General features: G+C 66.8%; 20 protein-coding genes. 8 read left to right on the top strand and 12 right to left on the bottom strand.

Annotated features, from left to right (window positions below; genetic code table 11):
- Positions 1-21 precede the first annotated feature (21 nt).
- Together kefC and J7U46_RS11915 are read right to left on the bottom strand one after the other, a co-directional pair.
- Complete coding sequence (gene kefC, locus J7U46_RS11920) at positions 22-1,854, bottom strand: glutathione-regulated potassium-efflux system protein KefC (RefSeq protein WP_282826018.1); 1,833 nt, start codon at positions 1,852-1,854, stop codon at positions 22-24.
- Entirely contained in the window at positions 1,844-2,473 is a 630-nt protein-coding gene (locus J7U46_RS11915) for an NAD(P)H-dependent oxidoreductase (RefSeq protein ID WP_282826016.1), read from the bottom strand. The genes kefC and J7U46_RS11915 overlap by 11 nt, the downstream gene beginning before the upstream one ends.
- Positions 2,474-2,551: 78 nt before the next feature.
- Here J7U46_RS11915 and J7U46_RS11910 point away from each other — a divergent pair, with 78 nt between their 5' ends.
- Genes J7U46_RS11910 through J7U46_RS11900 form a run of 3 tightly spaced genes read left to right on the top strand, consistent with a single transcriptional unit; the run spans position 2,552 to position 4,400 of the window.
- Complete coding sequence (locus tag J7U46_RS11910; RefSeq protein ID WP_282826014.1) at positions 2,552-3,178, top strand: ParA family protein; 627 nt, start codon at positions 2,552-2,554, stop codon at positions 3,176-3,178.
- Positions 3,179-3,185: 7 nt separating this feature from the next.
- The gene (locus J7U46_RS11905; protein WP_282826012.1) at positions 3,186-3,638 is read left to right on the top strand and encodes a MaoC family dehydratase; all 453 of its coding nucleotides are present in this window, start codon (positions 3,186-3,188) and stop codon (positions 3,636-3,638) included.
- A gap of 51 nt (positions 3,639-3,689) precedes the next feature.
- The gene (locus tag J7U46_RS11900) at positions 3,690-4,400 is read left to right on the top strand and encodes a response regulator transcription factor (RefSeq protein WP_282826010.1); all 711 of its coding nucleotides are present in this window, start codon (positions 3,690-3,692) and stop codon (positions 4,398-4,400) included.
- A 51-nt stretch (positions 4,401-4,451) separates the two neighbouring features.
- Here J7U46_RS11900 and J7U46_RS11895 read toward each other — a convergent pair whose 3' ends face one another.
- From J7U46_RS11895 to J7U46_RS11860, 8 genes are all read right to left on the bottom strand, one after another.
- Positions 4,452-5,036 carry an outer membrane beta-barrel protein gene (locus J7U46_RS11895; protein WP_282826008.1) on the bottom strand — a complete coding sequence of 195 codons (585 nt, stop codon included), beginning with the start codon at positions 5,034-5,036 and terminating at the stop codon, positions 4,452-4,454.
- An 82-nt stretch (positions 5,037-5,118) separates the two neighbouring features.
- Entirely contained in the window at positions 5,119-6,480 is a 1,362-nt protein-coding gene (locus tag J7U46_RS11890) for a HAMP domain-containing sensor histidine kinase (RefSeq protein WP_282826006.1), read from the bottom strand.
- A complete protein-coding gene (locus J7U46_RS11885; RefSeq protein WP_282826004.1) occupies positions 6,471-7,130 on the bottom strand; it encodes a response regulator transcription factor in 660 nt (219 codons plus the stop codon). Before J7U46_RS11885 ends, J7U46_RS11890 begins: the two co-directional genes overlap by 10 nt.
- Before the next feature lie 13 nt (positions 7,131-7,143).
- Positions 7,144-8,004 carry a ScpA family protein gene (locus J7U46_RS11880; RefSeq protein ID WP_282826002.1) on the bottom strand — a complete coding sequence of 287 codons (861 nt, stop codon included), beginning with the start codon at positions 8,002-8,004 and terminating at the stop codon, positions 7,144-7,146.
- A gap of 8 nt (positions 8,005-8,012) precedes the next feature.
- On the bottom strand, positions 8,013-8,216 hold the full coding sequence (locus J7U46_RS11875) for a DUF3460 family protein (protein ID WP_282826000.1): 204 nt from the start codon (positions 8,214-8,216) through the stop codon (positions 8,013-8,015).
- Between the two features lie 37 nt (positions 8,217-8,253).
- A complete protein-coding gene (locus J7U46_RS11870; RefSeq protein WP_282825999.1) occupies positions 8,254-9,909 on the bottom strand; it encodes a SulP family inorganic anion transporter in 1,656 nt (551 codons plus the stop codon).
- 50 nt (positions 9,910-9,959) lie between these two features.
- On the bottom strand, positions 9,960-12,005 hold the full coding sequence (metG, locus tag J7U46_RS11865; protein WP_282825997.1) for a methionine--tRNA ligase: 2,046 nt from the start codon (positions 12,003-12,005) through the stop codon (positions 9,960-9,962).
- 114 nt (positions 12,006-12,119) lie between these two features.
- Positions 12,120-12,311 (bottom strand): hypothetical protein, encoded by a 192-nt coding sequence (locus tag J7U46_RS11860; protein ID WP_282825995.1) that lies wholly within the window; start codon positions 12,309-12,311, stop codon positions 12,120-12,122.
- Positions 12,312-13,016: 705 nt separating this feature from the next.
- Here J7U46_RS11860 and minC point away from each other — a divergent pair.
- Genes minC through minE form a run of 3 tightly spaced genes read left to right on the top strand, consistent with a single transcriptional unit; the run spans position 13,017 to position 14,988 of the window.
- On the top strand, positions 13,017-13,841 hold the full coding sequence (gene minC, locus J7U46_RS11855; RefSeq protein WP_282825993.1) for a septum site-determining protein MinC: 825 nt from the start codon (positions 13,017-13,019) through the stop codon (positions 13,839-13,841).
- A gap of 58 nt (positions 13,842-13,899) precedes the next feature.
- Positions 13,900-14,712: a septum site-determining protein MinD gene (minD, locus tag J7U46_RS11850; RefSeq protein ID WP_282825991.1), complete on the top strand. Its 813-nt coding sequence runs from the start codon at positions 13,900-13,902 to the stop codon at positions 14,710-14,712.
- A gap of 15 nt (positions 14,713-14,727) precedes the next feature.
- Complete coding sequence (gene minE / locus J7U46_RS11845; protein ID WP_282825989.1) at positions 14,728-14,988, top strand: cell division topological specificity factor MinE; 261 nt, start codon at positions 14,728-14,730, stop codon at positions 14,986-14,988.
- Between the two features lie 27 nt (positions 14,989-15,015).
- Here the strand turns inward: minE and J7U46_RS11840 are convergent, their stop codons facing one another.
- Positions 15,016-15,288: a VF530 family protein gene (locus tag J7U46_RS11840; RefSeq protein ID WP_282825987.1), complete on the bottom strand. Its 273-nt coding sequence runs from the start codon at positions 15,286-15,288 to the stop codon at positions 15,016-15,018.
- A gap of 202 nt (positions 15,289-15,490) precedes the next feature.
- Between J7U46_RS11840 and J7U46_RS11835 the strand changes: the two genes are divergently transcribed.
- Positions 15,491-16,921: a serine hydrolase domain-containing protein gene (locus tag J7U46_RS11835; protein ID WP_282825985.1), complete on the top strand. Its 1,431-nt coding sequence runs from the start codon at positions 15,491-15,493 to the stop codon at positions 16,919-16,921.
- Here the strand turns inward: J7U46_RS11835 and J7U46_RS11830 are convergent.
- Positions 16,899-17,204, bottom strand: a complete 306-nt coding sequence (locus J7U46_RS11830; protein WP_282825984.1) for a 2Fe-2S iron-sulfur cluster-binding protein — start codon at positions 17,202-17,204, stop codon at positions 16,899-16,901. The two genes, J7U46_RS11835 and J7U46_RS11830, sit on opposite strands and share 23 nt — an antisense overlap.
- Positions 17,205-17,227: 23 nt before the next feature.
- Between J7U46_RS11830 and J7U46_RS11825 the strand changes: the two genes are divergently transcribed.
- Positions 17,228-17,746, top strand: coding sequence for a YgjP-like metallopeptidase domain-containing protein (locus tag J7U46_RS11825; RefSeq protein ID WP_282825982.1), 519 nt, complete (start codon positions 17,228-17,230; stop codon positions 17,744-17,746).
- Positions 17,747-17,750 lie beyond the last annotated feature (4 nt).

Genomic DNA, 17,750 nt, shown 5'->3' with positions numbered 1-17,750 from the left:
GGGCGATTGTCCTTCAGCCGCTCAATCGTCCGCGCCCTGGCCCCAGCCATGGGGCTGCTTTCGCTGCTGCTGGCGTTGCTCGCGCTCCTTGGCGAACAGCTCCTCCAGCTGCTGGCGGCCCTGCTTGGCGGCGGCGATCAGGGCGGCCTCGTCCTTGTGCAACGGCCAGGTCTCTTCGAGCTGGGCCACATTGCGCTGGCGGAAACGCCAGGCCTTGTGCCGGGCGGCATGGGGCTCGAGGCCCATCAGCTCCAGCACCGAACGGCCGCTCATCAGGGCCGAGTCGAAGGTCTCGCGCTCGATCAGGGTGACGCCCAGGGCCCGCAGCTTGTAGAAATGCCGCACGTTTCGGGCTCGCGCCACCACCTGCAGCTGTGGGAAATGCTCCTTGGCCAGCGTGGCGATGGCCAGGCTCTGCTCCATGTCATCCACCGCCAGCACCAGCACGCGGGCCTCCGCCGCACCGGCGGTGCGCAGCAGGTCCAGCCGCGAGGCATCGCCAAAGAACACCCGCCAGCCGAAGCGGCGCAGGCTCTCGACCGCCTCGGCATCGTGGTCCAGCACGGTCGCCTCGAAGCCGTTGGCATAGAGCAGGCGGCCGATGATCTGGCCCCAGCGGCCGAAGCCGGCAATGATGATGGGCGCCTGCTGCTGCTCGTCCATGGCCGCGCCTTGCGGCACATGCTTGCGCGCGAGGCGTGGCGCCAGCAACCGCTCGGCGCCCTGCAGCAGGGCCGGTGTGCAGGCGAGCGACAGGGCCACCGCCGCAATCAGCGCCGAAGCCTGGGTGCTGGTCAGGAGCCCGGTCTGCTGGCCGAGCTGGAACACCACGAAGCCGAACTCGCCGCCCTGGGCCAGCAGCAGTACGAACAGCGGTCGCTCCATCACCGGGATCTTCATCGCCTTGGACATCAGCGTCAGCACCGTGCCCTTGGCCACGAGGAGGATCAGGAGCAGGCCCAGCACCTCCAGCGGTTTGTGGCGCAGCACCTGCAAGTCCAAGCCCATCCCCACGGCCATGAAGAACAGGCCGAGCAGCAGGCCCTTGAAGGGCTCGAGGTCGGTTTCCAGCTCACGCCGGTAGGCGCTCTCGGCCAGCAGCACGCCGGCCAGGAAGGCGCCGAGCGCCATCGACAGGCCCACGGCCTGCATCAGCGCTGCGGTGCCCAGCACCAGCAGCAGCGCGGCGGCTGTAAAGATCTCTGGAATGTCGCTGCGGGCGATCCAGCGCAGGGCCGGGCGCAAGGCGAGGCGGCCGCCGAGGATGATGGTCAAGACAGCGGCGACGGCCTTCAGCGCCTGCCAGCTGCCTTCCTCCTCGGCATTGGCGCCGCTGAGCGCCAGGATGGGGATCAGGGCCAGCACCGGGATGGCGGCAATGTCCTGCAAGAGCGCCACGCTCAGCACGCTCTGGCCGGCCGTGGTCTTGCCCACGTTCCGCTCGGCCAGCACGGCCAGGGCCACGGCGGTGGACGACATGGCGAGCCCGAGGCTCGCGCCCAGCGCCAGCCGCCAGGGCGCGCCCAGCAGCAGGGCAATGCCCATCAAGGCGGCCGTACAGCCCAGCAATTGCAGCGTGCCCCAACCGAAGATCGGCCGGCGCATCGCCCACAGGCGCTTGGGCTCCAGTTCCAGGCCGACCAGGAACATCATCAAGACCACGCCGAACTCGGCAAACTCCAGCACCGTGGCGGGCTTGCTCACCAGGCTCAGCGCCGAGGGGCCCAGCAGCACGCCGGCGATCAGGTAGCCGAGGATGCTGCCAAGCCTCAGCCAGCGCGCCAGCGGCACGATGAGCACGGCCGCCGCCAGGAACACCAGCGGCAGGCGCAGCCATTGGGCGTCATGCTCCATCGCCGCCTCCTTCCGATGCCGTTGTCGGCAGGCTCCAGCAGGCCAGGTTGTCTTCGCTGCCCTCGGGGCTGGGCACCCAGTCGGGGTAGTCCAGCAATTGCTGCACGAAGGAGAGCGCCTGCTGATGCAGGGCCTCGTCGCTGATCTCGTGGGCGCTGTAGATCAAGGTGGGCGGCAGCGTCTGCATGCCACAAAGCCGGGCGATCTGGGCTTGGGGCAGCAGGAAGTCCAGCAGGGCATGGCCGTTGTAGCCGCCGCTGGCGAAGGACTCCGGAGAGCCACCGGCCGAGCACACCAGCCAGACCTGCTTGCCACGCAGCGCCCGTTCGCCGGCGCCATAGGCCCAGCCGTGGCTGAACACCTCGTCCACCCACAGCTTCATCAGCGCCGGCATCCCGTACCAGTGCAGTGGATGCAGCCAGACGATCAGCGAGGCCTGGCTGAGCGCCCGCTGCTCGGCGGCGACGTCGATGGCGTAGTCGGGGTAGAGCCGGTAGAGGTCGCGCACTTCGAGGCGCGAGGGGGCGATGGTGGCCCGCTCCACGGCCGCCAGCAGCGCACGGCTGACGCGCGAAGCCTGCAGGTCGGGATGGGCTGCGATGAGGAGGATCTCGGCCATGGGCTGCGAGTATCCCCGTAAAGGCAGGCCGCCCACCCGGGCTAACATCGCCGCCACGCCTTTCAGCGAGGAGCGAGCATGCCCGTGATCCTGATCGCCAATCCCAAGGGTGGCGTTGGCAAGAGCACCATCGCCAGCAACGTGGCTGGTTACCTGGCTAGGCAGGGCCATGCGGTGATGCTCGGCGACGTGGACCGACAGCAGAGCAGCCGCCGCTGGCTTTCGGTGCGGCCGCCGCAACTGCCGCCCATCCAGGGCTGGGGCATGGTGGACGAGCACCTGGCCAAGCCGCCCAAGGGCGTGAGCCATGTGGTGCTCGACACCCCGGCCGGCCTGCATGGCAAGCCGCTGGAGGACCTGGTCAAGATCGCTGACAAGCTCTTGATCCCGCTGCAGCCCAGCCTGTTTGACATCCAGGCGACATACGACTTCGTCGCCGAGCTGCATGATCTGCGCAAGAAGCGCCACGGCGCTGGCCCGAAGCTCGCCGTGGTGGGCATGCGGGCCAAGGAGGGCACGCTGTCGGTCGAGCAGCTGCAGCAGTTCCTGCACACCCTGGAGGTGCCGGTGCTGGGCCTGCTGCGCGACACGCAGAACTATGTGCAACTGGCGGCCCGTGGCGCCAGCCTCTGGGACGTGGCGCAGAGCCGGGTCGAGCGCGACCTGGTGCAGTGGCAGCCGCTGTGTGCCTGGCTGGATTCCTGACGATGCAATGCAGAGATTCGAGACGCTGGCCGAACTGGCCAGCCACGTGGGCGAGGAAATCGGCCTCAGCCCCTGGGTGGAGATAACCCAGGCGCGCATCCAGCAGTTTGCCGACGCGACCGACGACCAGCAGTGGATACACACGGACCCGGCCCGCGCTGCGGCCGGCCCCTTCGGCAGCACCATCGCCCATGGTTTCCTGACCCTGTCGATGCTCTCGTGCTTCTTCGACCAGGGCTTCGAGATCGCCGACAGCCAGATGGGCCTCAACTACGGCCTGAACAAGGTGCGCTTTCCGGCGCCGGTGCCGGTGGGCAGCCGGCTGCGTGCACGTTTCAAGCTGCTCAGTTACGAGCCCATCGCCGGCGGCGCACAACTGGCGGTGGAAGTGACGGTCGAACGAGAGGGCGGTGACAAACCCGTTTGTGTCGCGGAATCGCTGACGAGGCGTTACACCTGAGTATGATCCCGGCTTCTGGTGACAAGAACTGAGAAGCAAGGGAACCCAGGCATGCGCGTGCTGCTGATCGATGACCATCCGCTGATCCTTTCGGCGCTGCAGCTCGTGATCGAAGGCCTGAGCGACAACGTCACGGTCCTCGGCCTGGACAGCGCAGCCGCCGCGCGCGATGCGCTGAAGGCCGATGACGCCTTTGACCTCGTGATGCTGGACCTGCAGCTGGCCGATGCCGATGGCTTCGAGGTGCTGGAGGAATTCCGCGCCGGCTATCCGGCCCTGCCGGTGGTGGTGATCTCGGCTTCGGACCGCGCCAGCGACGTCATCCGCGCCATCGATCTCGGCGCCATGGGCTTCGTGCCCAAGCGCATCAGCACCGACATGCTGTCCAGCGCGCTGAAGCTGGTGATGTCGGGCGGCATCTATGTGCCGCCCATGGCCATGAGCGGCGCCGAGGCGCCGGTCAAGGTCGAGCAGGCGCCGCCGCGTCAGGAACCGGCCGCCTTCCAGCCGCCGGCCAGCCTCGATGGCCTCGGCCTCACGCCGCGCCAGACCGATGTGCTGGCCCTGTTGCTGCAGGGCCTGCCCAACAAGCTGATTGCCCGCGAGCTGGGCGTTTCGGTCGACACGGTCAAGGACCATGTGGCCGCGGTGCTCAAGGCCCTCGGCGTCAACTCACGCACCCAGGCCGTGCTGGCCGTCAGCCAGATGGCCCAGCGCCAGCCGGCCAGCAGCTTCTCGGCCTGGCGGCACAGCGAGGCCTGAAAGGCCGGCTCAGCCCTTGCGCTCGTAGGGCGCCGGCCCTTGTGCGCGGCCTCAGAAGCTGCGGCGCAGCCCGATCTCCAGCTTCTCCTGCTGGATGCGGCCGAATTTGGTATTGGACTTGCCCAGGTATTCGAATTCCAGCGGCACCGACCAGTGCGAGCCGAGCTTCAGCTCGACACCGAAGCCAAACATGGGCTTGACGAAGCTGGCGTGTTCGGACTGCCCTAGGGTGTCGGAATAGCTGAAGCGGTTGTAGGCCATGCCGAGCTTGCCGAAGAACGTGAAGCTGTCGTTCAGCTCCCAGCTGTGCCTTGCAGCCAGCGTCAGGGCCTGGACCGAGATCTTGCCCTTGTCCTTGGAGCCGGCGCTGGGGTCCTTGAAATGAAAGCTGCCGAAGGCGCCGTAGCCGAGTTCGGCGGCCCAGCCGTCCACCAGCTTCAGGCCGCTGTAGATCTTCAGCGAGGTCGGGTTGTTGGCGTTGTTGATGGTGGTCGAGTTGCCGAGCCGCAGGCTGAACTCGCCGGGCGTGGTCAGCGAGATGCCGGCATAGGTCTTGTTGTCTTCGGCCCGGGCGATGGTGCTGGCGAGCAGTGCCAGGATCAGGGCGGCGGAGAGGGCGAGCGTCTGCTTCTTCAAGGGAGTCTTCCAAAGTGCTGTCGGGATTGACCCCGGCGATTTTTGGAAGGCAATGCCCAAGAATTGCCCAAGATCCGGGGCGCTAGCGGCGGCCCGGCAACCGCAGGCTGACGCGCAGGCCGCGCTGGCCGAGGCCCTCGGCCAGCCGTAGCTCGCCGCCGAGGTGCTGGGCCGCCTGGCGCACGATGGCGAGGCCGAGGCCCGTGCCGGGCTGATCGTGGCCTTTGCCGCGCCAGAAGCGCTCGAACACCTGCTCGCGATCCGCTTCGGGAATGCCGGGCCCATCGTCGGCCACGCTGAGCTGCAGGCCGGTTTCATCCTGGCGCAGCAAGACCTCGATGCGGCCGCCGCGCGGCACATAGCGCAAGGCGTTGTCGACCAGGTTCTGTAGCACCGACTGGAAGGCCAGGCGGTCCAGGTTCAGCTCCAGATGTTCAGGCGCCTCCAGGCCAAGGGCCAGGCCGCTCTCGCGGGCCATGCCGGCTTGCTGGGCCAGCAGCTGGGTGCACAGTGCTGCGGCATCGAAGGGTTCCGGCGCGCGGGCGGCCGCCTGGTCCAGTGACGCCATGGACAGCAATTGCTCGGACAGATGGGCGCTGCGCGAGATCGCGTGCAGCAGGGCTTCGGAGGCTTGGGCCCGTGAGGGTGCGTCGGGCGCCTGCAGCAGGGCATGGGCCTGTGCGGCGACGACGGCCAGCGGCGTGCGCAGCTCGTGAGCGGCGTCGTGCACGAAGGCCTGCTCGCGCTGCAGCCGTTCACGCAGGCGGAGCAACAGGGTGTCGAAGGCGTTGCCCAGCGGTTGCAGCTCGGCGTAGCGCAGGTCCAGCTTCAGGGGCTCAAGCTGCCGGTTGAGGTCCAGGCCTTCGACCTTCTGCGTCAGGCGCCGCAAGGGCCTGAGCCCGCTGCGCACGGCCAGCCACAGCGGCAGCAGCATCAGCGGGAAGGCCAGCAGCAATTGCTTGCCCAGCTCCCAGCTCGCAAAGCCCAGCAGGCGGGTGCTGGGCAGCGTGGGCTCGGCGATGCGCAGCGACCAGCGCGCGCCATCGTGGCGGTAGGTCCAGTACTGCCGCCCGCCGAGTGTCTGCTCGCCGAGCCCGGGCTTGGCGATGGCTTCACCAGGCGCCGAGGCGTAGAGCAGCGAAGCCTTGTTGTCATAGAGCTGGACGATCAGATCGCCTGGCGAAAGGCCATGTCGTAGGCGCTGCTCATTGACCCGGCGGGTCTGGCCGGCCATCAGCTTGGCCGCCTGTACCGGGTCGTCGAGTTCGTCCAGGCCGGCGATCCAGTTCAGCCCCAGTTCTTGCACGCCAGCGTGCAGGTCCTTTTGAAGATCCAGCTGGTCCTGCACCAGGACCAGGGCTGCCAGCAGGAGGATGGCCGTCAGCAGGGCCGTCACCAGGCGCTGCGACAGCGTGGGTCGCAACCAGCGCCGGATCACGAGCATTCCAGCCAGTAGCCAACACCGCGCAGGGTGACGATGCGCTCGGGCCCGATCTTGCGGCGCAGATTGGCGATGTGCACCTCCAGCGCGCCGAGCTCCATGGGCTCACCGAGCGGCTCCATGCGCTGGGCCAGCGCATGCTTGGCCACCACGCCGCCGCGCTCGCGGGCCAGTTCCAGCAGCAGCTGGTACTCGCGGGGCGACAGCGCCAGCTCCCTGCCATCGCGGCGCACGACGCGCCGCCGGGGCTCGATGCTCAAGGGGCCGAGCTGCCATTCGTCACTGGCTTGCTGGGCACTGCGCCGCAGCACCGATCGCAGCCGTGCAATCAGCTCCGGCATGTCGAAGGGCTTGACCACGTAGTCGTCAGCGCCGCCGTCGAAGCCGGCCAGCCGCGCGCCGAGGCTGGCTCGCGCAGTGATCACGATCACCGGCAGGCTGCTGCCCTGGCGGCGCCAGCGCGTCAGCAGTTCGTGGCCGTCGCCATCGGGCAGGTTCTGGTCGAGCAGCACGGCGTCGTGCGAGCCTTCATCGAGGCGCAGCGGCGCGTCGCAGAGCCGGCGCAGCCATTCGCTGCTGTGGCCTTCGGCCCGCAGGGCGGCTTGCAGGGCGTTGCCGAGGTCGAGGTCGTCCTCGATCAGGAGAATGTGCATCGACCAGGGAGGGTCAGTTCGGTGTGTAGGCCAGGCGCACGTAGATCGGCGCAAAGGCCTCGGCCTGCGTGACTTCGAGCAGGCGTTCGCGGGCCAGTTCCAACATGGCGATGAAGGTCACGACCAGCACCTGCGGGCCGCGCGTCGGGTCAAACAGCACCTCGAACTCGACGAAGCGCTGGCCCTGCAACCGCCGCAGCACGATGCTCATGTGCTCGCGCACCGAGAGCTCCTCGCGGCTGATCTTGTGATGCTGATTCAGCTTGGCGCGCTTGAGCAGCTCGGCCCAGGCCTGGCGCAGGTCGACCACGTCCACGTCGGGGAAGCGCGGCTGCAGCGACTGTTCGATGTGGACCTGGGCGCGCAGGAAGTCGCGGCCCAGCACCGGCAGGGCATCGAGCCGCGCGGCGGCCAGCTTGATGCGTTCGTACTCGAGCAGTCGGCGTACCAGCTCGGCGCGCGGGTCTTCGGGCTCGGCGCCGTCGTCGGTCTTGCGCGGTGGCAAGAGCATGCGCGACTTGATCTCGATCAGCATCGCTGCCATCAAGAGGTATTCGCTCGCCAGCTCCAGGTTGGTCTTGCGCAGCTGGTCGACGTAGCTCAGGTACTGACGCGTGACGTCGGCCAGCGGGATGTCGAGGATGTTGAAGTTCTGCTTGCGGATCAGGTACAGCAGCAGGTCCAGCGGGCCTTCGAAGGCCTCCAGGAAGACCTCTAGCGCATCCGGCGGGATGTAGAGGTCCTGCGGCATGGCGAACAGCGGTTCGCCATAGAGCCGCGCCACGGCGACGTTATCGACCGCCGCGGGCAGGGCGGCGGTGGCGGCCTCGGGCGCATCGGCCAGGGCCGCCGCGATGTCCGGCACCTCGCTCATGCGGCGAGTCAGTCGTTCTTGGTCTGGTAGACGTAGGCTTGCTGGGCCACGCGGGCGGCGCGGAAGTCGGCTTGCGCGCTGCGGTCCACCGCCTTGTCCCACAGCAGGGCGCGGCCGGCGCGTTGCTCGGCTTCCAGCGTGGGCTTCTTGGCCTTCAGCTCATCGATGAACTGGGTGACTTCGGACTTGTAGGGCTTCCAGAACAGCGGCATGGTGGCTCGTCGGTGATCGATGCGGGAGGGCTGGATTTTAGCCGTCTCTGGCGGCCCGCCAGTCGTCCAGCGTGCCGAAAAGGCCGGCCTTGCCCAATTGTTCGGCCAGGCCGCCGCGCTGCACCAGGCTGGCGGGCTGGTCCGCGAGGCCGCACAGCACCAGACTCCGGCCCTGGCGGGCGAGATCCCGGTGCAGCTGGGTCAGCGCATCGAGACCGGAGGTGTCGAGGGCAAACAGCTGCCGGGCGTCAAGCACCAGCTCACGGCAGTCGCTCGGCAAGCCGTCCGACAGGCGCTCCAGCTTGCCCACCGCGCCGAAGAACAGCGCGCCGCGCAGGCTCAGCACCTGGCTGCCCGGCGGGCTGTCACTTTGCAGCTCGGTGCGGAACAGGCTGCTCATGCGGTAGATGAAGAACAAGCAGGCCAGCACCAGGCCCACCTCGACCGCCACGGTCAGGTCGAACACCACGGTCAGCACAAACGTGCCCACGAGGATGGTGCGGTACTGCGGGCTGAAGCGCCGCAGCCGTGCGAACTCATGCCATTCGCCCATGTTCCAGGCCACCATCAGCAGGACGCCGGCCAGCGCCGCCAGCGGGATGTGGGCGGCCAGCGGCGCGGCCACCAGCACGATCAGCAGCAGGGCGGCCGCATGCACCATGCCGGCCACCGGGCTTGTGCCGCCGGCGCGGATGTTGGTGACGGTGCGGGCGATGGTGCCGGTGGCCGGAATGCCGCCGAACAGCGGTGCCACCAGGTTGGCGATGCCTTGCGCCATCAGCTCCTGGTTGGGGTCGTGACGCGCTTGATCGCTCATGCCGTCGGCGACGCGGGCGCAGAGCAGCGATTCGATGGCGCCGAGCAGGGCAATGGTCAGCGTGGGCATGACCAGGCCTTGCGCGCCTTGCCAGCTGAGTGCCGGCCAGGCCAGCGGCGGCAGGCTGCGCGGCAGGGCACCGAAGCGGCTGCCAATGGTGTCCACCGGCAGGCTGAAGGCATAGGCCGCCAGGCCGGCCAGCAGCAAGGCCACCAGGGTGCCGGGCAGGTGAGCGACCAGGCGCAGGCTCTTGGCCCGCCAGCCCTGTGCGTTCACCGGCATGGCATAGCTCTTGGGCCACAGCGCGACCAGGGCTGCCGCGCCGAGGCCGAGCGCGAGCGCCTGGGGCTTGAAGCTGGCCGCATGGGAGGAAAGCAACTGCAACTGGCCGAAGAAGTCGGCCGGCATCTCGTGGATCTGCAGGCCCAGCAGGTCTCTCAGCTGGGCGAAACCGATCAGCACCGCGATGCCGTTGGTGAAGCCGATGACGATGCTGACCGGGATGTAGCGCACCAGGGCGCCGAGCCGCAGTGCGCCCAGCAGCATCAGCAGCAGGCCGGCCAGCATGGTGGCGATCAGCAGGTTGGCCAGGCCATAGCGCTGCACGATGCCGTAGACGATGACGATGAAGGCACCGGCCGGCCCGCCGATCTGCACGCTGGAGCCGCCCAAGAGCGAGATCAGGAAGCCGGCCACGATGGCCGTGACCAGGCCTTGTTCGGGCTTGACCCCGGAGCCGATGGCAAAGGCCAGGGCCAGCGGCAGGGCGACGATGCCGACCGTCAGCCCGGCACCGAGGTCATGGATGAAGCGCTCGCGCGAATAGCTGCGCAGCAGGTCCAGCGAGCGCGGTCTGAATCGGTGCAGGGTAGGCATCAAGGCCGATTGTGGGCAGGGCGCCCGTCATCGGCTTGATGCCGATCAACTCAGCGGATGCGCATGCCCGGCTCGGCGCCGGGGAAGGGTTCCAGCACGAAGATGCCGGGCTTGGCTTTCTCGTCCCCGTGGCTGGCGGCCAGCACCATGCCTTCGCTGATGCCGAACTTCATCTTGCGCGGCGCGAGGTTGGCCACCATCACGGTGAGCTTGCCTTCCAGGTCTTCGGGCTTGTAGGCGCTCTTGATGCCGGAGAACACGTTGCGCAGGCGGCCTTCGCCGGCGTCCAGCGTCAGGCGCAGCAGCTTGTCCGAGCCTTCGACATGTTCGGCCTTGACGATCTTGGCCACGCGCAGATCGACCTTGCTGAAGTCGTCGATCTTGATCTCGTCGGCCAGGTCTTCGCCGCCGGGCACCACCTTGGGCGCGGCCGGCGGCTCGAACAGGGCTTCCAGCAGCTTGGGGTCGACGCGCTGCATCAGGTGCTCGTAGGTGCCGATCTGGTGTGCGCCCAGCGAGCGTGCGGCGTCGGCGAACTGCATGGGTTCGACCTTCAGGAAGGCCTCGACCTTGGTCGCCAGGGCCGGCAGCACCGGCTTCAGGTAGATGGTGAGCAGGCGGAAGGCCTCGATGCAGACGCTGCAGACGTCGTGCAGCACCGCGTCCTTGCCTTCCTGCTTGGCCAGTTCCCAAGGCTTGTTCTGGTCCACGTACTCGTTGACGCGGTCGGCCAGCAGCATGATCTCGCGCAGGGCCTTGCCGAATTCACGCTCTTCGTACAGCTCGGTGATCACGGGGGCGTGGGCACGCAGGCCGTCAAGCAGCGTACGGCCTTCAACGCCGAGGTCGGCACTCAAGTGACCGCCAAAGCGCTTGCTCAGGAAGCCGGCCGCGCGCGAGGCGATGTTGATGTACTTGCCGACCAGGTCGGAATTGACGCGGGCGACGAAGTCCTCGGGGTTGAAGTCGAGGTCCTCGACCTTGGCGTTCAGCTTGGCGGCGATGTAGTAGCGCAGCGCCTCGGCGTTGAGGCCGAGGTTCAGGTACTTCAGCGGATCAAGGCCGGTACCACGGCTCTTGCTCATCTTCTCGCCGCCGTTGACGGTCATGAAGCCGTGCACGAAGACGTTGTTCGGCGTCTTGCGGCCGCTGAAGTGCAGCATGGCCGGCCAGAACAGCGTGTGGAAGTAGGTGATGTCCTTGCCGATGAAGTGGATCTGCTCCACCGTCGGGTCGGCCATGAAGGACTCGTAGTCGGCGCCGATCTTCCCGAAGTAGTTCTTCAAGGAGGCCAGGTAGCCGATGGGCGCATCGAGCCAGACGTAGAAGTACTTGCCCGGTGCATCCGGGATCTCGATGCCGAAGTAGGGCGCGTCGCGGCTGATGTCCCAGTCACCGAGGCCGCCATTGCCTTCCTCGTCCTTGGTGAACCATTCCTTGATCTTGTTCAGCACCTCGCTCTGCAGGCGGTTCGGCGTCTGCGTCCATTCTTCGAGGAAGGCCACGCAGCGCGGGTCCGAGAGTTTGAAGAAATAGTGCTCCGAGCTCTTCATCACCGGCGTGGCGCCGGTCAGCACCGAGAACGGGTTCTTCAGCTCGGTGGGCGTGTAGACCGCGCCGCAGACTTCGCAGGAGTCGCCGTACTGGTCCTTGGCGCCGCACTTGGGGCATTCGCCCTTGATGAAGCGGTCGGGCAGGAACATGGCCTTCTGCGGGTCGAAGAACTGCTCGATGGTCTTCACCTCGATCAGCTCGTTCTTGCGCAGCGCGCGGTAGACCTCCTGCGAGAGCTCATGGTTCTCGGCGCCGTCGGTCGAATGCCAGTTGTCGAAGGCGATGTGGAAACCGTCGAGGTAGGTCTTGCGGCCGGCTGCGATGTTGGCCACGAACTGCTGCGGCGTGATGCCGGCCTTCTCGGCCGCGATCATGATGGGCGCGCCATGGGCATCGTCAGCACAGACGAAATGCACCTGCTGGCCCTGCATGCGCTGGAAGCGCACCCAGATGTCCGCCTGGGTGTACTCCATGATGTGGCCAATGTGGAAATTGGCGTTGGCGTAGGGCAGGGCGGTGGTGACGAAGAGCTTGCGGGTCATGGGGCAATGGCGTGCAGGGCATGGCGGTGCGCCATGGGGAGGAGGATTTTAGGCGAGCGGCCAAGGCTGCCCGCTCTGCACGCCGCCGCAAGGGCGGCCAGCGTCTCGCGAGGCTCAGCCCTGGCTGGGTGGGCTGGCGGGTTCGGCGGCAGCGTCGGGTTCGCCGGCGGGGCTGCCGTCTTCGGTGCTGGCTTCGTCAGGGCCGTCGGCCTTGCCGCTCAGCTTGCGCATGCGCTTTTCTTCGGCCTTGCGCTTCTTGGCCAGCTCGCGCTGGCGTTTCTCGTAGGAATAGTTCGGTGTTGCCAAGCCTTGCTCCTCGCTGCGGCGGGCGAAATGCCAGCACTCCGGGGGTCAATATAGCCTGCGCCGCGCCTCGCGCGCGTGGCGCGTGCGTAGCGCAGGCACTGTCACGGAAACAAAACAATTGGGGATAAATCCTTGCCGCCGCCCCAATATTTTTGTCTTTGACTCAGCAAGGTCCGGCTGGCGAACCTGGCCCGTCGATAGGCCAAGCAGTTAGCTCGCAAAGCTGTGCGAATGGCTCACGATCAAGCGCTAAGTCGATGATTTTTATGGGGCGCCTCAGCTATCCACTTTTCGTGTGGATAACTTTGTGGAGAAGATGCCCCCAGCCCCGCTAAACCCTTGTGGCTGCGCGGCAGGGCTTTCACTGCCTCATTTCTAAGCAGTCATGACGTCGTCATATGAATCAATGACTTATCTCGCCTTCACCGGCAGGCAGGGCGGATTTCGGGAAAACGAGCAGTTGCAATGCAACACGCAACAAGGCTTGACGCGGACGCCGTTGCATGGGGATAAGTCAAGCCCCTCAGCCCTATTTTTTAGGGACGTCCCCAAGGTTTTCCGACCCTGTTGCCATGGCAGGCCGGCGGCTTGGGGCCAACGCCTAGAAGGGCCTGTAAAGCAGGCCCCTAAAATGCCCAGCTTTGCACACACAAGCGTTTCATGGCCGAACAGATGGCGGGTAAGGTGAGGGGCCGGTCTTCCGGTATGGCAGGGGGCTCCCAGGCTGCGGGCGGCAGCCGCGCCGCCGACTTGTTCGAGCTGAAAAGCGCGTCGGTGAGCCTGCTGGCCCTGGTGCTGCGCAGCAGCGACCTGACGGCCCTGGCTGCCGAAATGCAGGAGCGTCTGGGCGAGCAGCAGTTCGAGGACGAGGGCCTGCTGATTGATCTCTCCCAACTGCCGAGCGTCCCCTTGGAAGCCCAGTCCGGCCAGCTGAGCCTGACCGAAGCCGCGCAGGCCTTGGACATGACCGGCCTGCTGGCGCTGCTGCGTGGCTACGGCTTGCGGCCTGTGGCCGTGGCTGGCGCCAGCGACGCACAACGCGAGCAGGCCCTGGCCCTCGGCCTCGTCGAAGCACCGCTGGGTGCCCGCGCCGAACCGCGCGCCGCCGAGCCGCGTGTGCAGACCGTGATCAAGGAAGTCGTCAAGGAAGTGGTGCGCGAGGTCGAGGTGGTGCGCGAAGTGGCGGCTGAGAGCAGCCGCACCGTCATCGTCGACAAGCCTTTGCGCTCCGGCCAGCAGGTCTATGCCAAGGGTGCCGACCTGGTGGTGCTGGCCCTCGTGAACCATGGCGCCGAGGTGATTGCCGACGGCAGCATCCACGTCTACGCACCGCTGCGTGGCAAGGCGATTGCCGGTGCGCGCGGCAACACCGAGGCGCGCATCTTCGCCGCCAGCCTCGAAGCCGAACTGATTGCCATCGCCGGCATCTACCGCACTACCGAGAACCCGCTGCCGCCCGAGGTGCTGGCCAAGCCGGCCCAGGTGCGCCTGGAGGGCGAGAAGCTGGTGATGGAAGCCCTGAAACTCTGAGCGCCTTGTCCACTCGACAAGACGCGTTGTTTGATTTTTTCTAGAAGGACCTGATTCGATGACCAAGATCGTCGTGGTGACCTCGGGCAAGGGCGGGGTCGGCAAGACCACCACCAGCGCCAGCTTTGCGACGGGCCTCGCTTTGCGCGGCTACAAGACGGCGGTGATCGACTTCGACGTCGGTCTGCGCAACCTGGACCTGATCATGGGCGTGGAACGCCGCGTGGTCTACGACCTGATCAACGTGATCAACGACGAGATCAAGCTGAGCCAGGCCCTGATCAAGGACAAGCAGCTCGAGAAGCTCTACATCCTCGCCGCCTCGCAGACGCGCGACAAGGACGCGCTGAAGCAGGAAGGCGTCGAGCGCGTGCTGAACGAGCTCAAAGAGATGGAGTTCGATTACATCGTCTGCGACTCGCCAGCCGGCATCGAAACCGGTGCGCTGATGGCCATGCACTTCGCCGACGAGGCCCTGGTGGTGACCAATCCCGAGGTCTCCTCGGTGCGCGACTCCGACCGCATCCTCGGCATGCTGAACAGCAAGACCAAGCGCGCGATCGAAGGCAAGGAGCCGGTCAAGGAGCATCTCCTGATCACCCGCTACAACCCGAACCGGGTCGAGGGTGGCCAGATGCTGTCGCTGGAGGACATCCACGAGATCCTGCGCACGCCGCTGATCGGCGTGATCCCCGAAAGCGAAGTGGTGCTGCAGGCGTCCAACCAGGGCACGCCGGCCATCCACATGAAGGGCAGCGAGGTGGCCGAGGCCTATGCCGATGTGGTGTCGCGCTTCCTCGGCGAAGACAAGCCGATGCGCTTCATTGAAGCGGTCAAGCCCGGCTTCTTCAAGCGCCTGTTCGGCCGCTGATTGGGGGAGCACGAGATGGGATTCCTGACCTTCTTCCTCGGCGAGAAAAAGAACACGGCCAGCGTGGCCAAGGAGCGGCTGCAGCTGATCCTCGCGCACGAGCGCAATGGCCGCAGCTCCAGCCCCGACTACCTGCCGCAACTGCAGCGCGAGCTGGTGGCGGTGATCTCCAAGTACGTGTCGATCAACCCGAACGACATCAAGGTGCACATGGAGCGCCAGGACGACCTCGACGTGCTCGAGGTCAAGATCGAGCTGCCGGAAGCTGCCAGATAAGGCTGCTCGCTAAGCCCCAGGCAATCTTCAAGGCGAGGAGCGGGGCGCATTGCGCGCCCGCTCCCTCAGCATGAAGAGATAGAGGCTCTCCACCTTGGCGCGCGCCCACGGCGTCTTGCGCAGGAACTTCAGGCTCGAGGCCACGCTCGGGTCGCTCTGGAAGCAGCGGATCGCGATCTGCTGCCCCAATTCCTCCCAACCGAAATACTCGACCAGCGCGGTCACGATGGCCTCCAGCGTGAGGCCGTGCAGCGGGTCTTTGTTGGGCTTGTGCATGGGCGGGATTATCGGCTGCTTCATTCTGAGGCAGCCCAACAAACTCCCCGCTGCATCAAGCACTTGGCGTCGCCGCCCGCAGGCTGTGCACGGACTTGTCCACAGTTGGTGTGGATTCGAGGGGCGCGGCTCATCCTGCCGTTCATGCAGTCTGTCGCGGCTCCGCTTGCCGCAGCCGGGTGGCACTGCGATGCTCCGCGCCTTCACAGACCGACTGGGAGTTCGAATGCGCAATCCAACGCTGGCCACGGCCGTCTTGCTGACCTTCATGCTGGCCGCCGCACAGGCTGGCACCCCCGCCACGCCGGCCGCCATGGCCGCCTATGCCGAGAAGCTGCTGGACGAGCAGAAGCTCGGCCGCGACGGCCCCGGCCTCACGGTGCTGGTGGCTCGCGGCGATCAGCTGCTTTACGAGGCCGCGCGCGGCCTGGCGAGCATCGAGCTCGGCGTGGCGATGAAGCCCGACATGCTGCTGCGCATCGGCTCGGTGACCAAGCAGTTCGCGGCGGCCACGCTGCTCAAGCTGATCGACGAGGGCAAGGCCAAGCTCGACGACCCGCTCTCCAAGTACCTGCCCGACTACCCGAATGCTGGGCAGATCACGCTGCTGCAACTGCTCAATCACACCTCGGGCGTGAAGAGCTACACCGGCATCTCCGGCTACATGAACGGCCCGATCCGCCGCGACCTCGACACGCAGAGCCTGATCAAGGAGTTCAAGGACCAGCCGGTGGACTTCGCCCCCGGCCAGGCCTGGGCCTACAACAACTCCGGCTACGTGCTGCTCGGTGCCGTGATCGAGACGATCTCGGGCAAGACCTGGCACCAGCAGTTGAACGACGCGCTGCTGGCGCCCAACAAACTGAGCGCCGGTGTGCGCTACCAGGCGCCGGACCAGCTCTTCAAGGGCATGGTCCAGGGCTACACCTTGAACGACAAGCGCGAGGTGGCGCCGGCGGGCCTGCTGAGCATGACCCAGCCCCATGCAGCCGGCGCGCTGATCGCCAATGTGGAGTCGCTGTGGCGCTGGAACCAGGTGCTGCATGGCGGCAAGCTGCTCTCCGCCGCCAGCTACCAGCGGATGATCACGCCGGAAGGGCCGGCCCAGCCGCGCAACTATGGTTTTGGCATCTCTACCGCCAGCTTGCGTGGCGAGCCGGTGCTGACGCATGGCGGCGGCATCCATGGTTTTGTCTCCACGCTGAACTACCTGACGAAGAGCCAGGTCACGGTGGCCATCATCCGCAACAGCGACAGCTCGGGCCCCAACCTCGACCTGCTGTGGCGCAAGCTGGCGGCCTTTGCCGTCGGCGAGCCCTACGTCGAGCCCAAGGCAGTGGCCGTGCCGCTGGAGCAGCTGAAGGCGGCCGAGGGCCTCTATGCGCTGGACGACAAGCAGACCCGCACGCTGCGCCTGAAGGACGGCCAGCTGATGAGCCAGCGCAGCGGCAGCAGCGCCTTTGCCCTGATACCGCTGGGCGGTGACCGCTTTGCCCTGCCCGACTCGATTGCCGAGCTGCGGCTGGAACGCGATGCCGGCGGCAAGGTGGTGGCGCTGCGGGTACTGAACACCGGTGAAGGCGAGGGCGATCGCTGGCCCAGGCGCGGCGACGCACCAGCCGAGAGCGCGGCCCTCACGCCGGCGCAGAGCAAATAGCCGCCGGCGCTTCGATCAGCACATCGCTGCGCGGGCAGGCTACGCAGGGCAGGATCCAGCCCTCGGCCTTCTCCTCGGCCGAGAGGCCCGGCCATTCGATGCGGTACTCGATGCGGCCCTCGAGCAAGCGCGCGAGGCAGGCCCGGCAGGTGCCGTTGCGGCAGGAATGGGGCAGGCGGATGCCTGCGGCCAGGGCGCTCAAGAGCAAGGTCTGGTTCGGCGCGCAGGGCCAGTGGCGGTCCTGCGGGACAATCCGGGCTTCGAAATCTTTCTGGTCGGGCATGGCTTCATCATGCCCGCATCCCCATGCTCCCCGCGTCGTCTCCCCCCAGCGCCACGCTGAAATACCTGGCCGGCTATGCACCGGCCCTGCAGCAGCAGGTGCAGGCCTTGGTCGATGAAGGCCGCCTCGGCGAGTGGCTGGCCCGCCGCCATCCGGACTCGCACGAGGTGCGCAGCGACAAGGCCTTGTTCGACTACTGCCAGTCGCTGAAGGAGCGCCACCTTCGCAATGCGCCGCCGCTCGACAAGGTGCATTACGACGCCAAGCTGCGCGTGCTCCAGCACGCGCTCGGCACCCACACCCGAGCGCCCAAGGTGCAGGGTTCCAAGCTCAGGATGCGCCGCGAGATCCGCATCGCCAGCCTGTTCCGTGAGGCGCCGGCCGCCTTCCTGAAGATGATCGTCGTGCACGAGCTGGCGCATCTGCGCGAGCTCGATCACAACAAGGCCTTCTACCAGCTGTGCCAGCACATGGAGCCCGACTATGCGCAGCTGGAGTTCGAGCTGCGCATCTACCTGCTGAACCAGGAATTGCAGTCGTGATCCT

The sequence above is a fragment of the Pelomonas sp. V22 genome, from assembly GCF_030014915.1.
In the GTDB taxonomy this organism is placed as follows: Bacteria; Pseudomonadota; Gammaproteobacteria; order Burkholderiales; family Burkholderiaceae_C; genus JAUASW01.
This window is presented reverse-complemented; position numbering and strand designations above follow the sequence as displayed.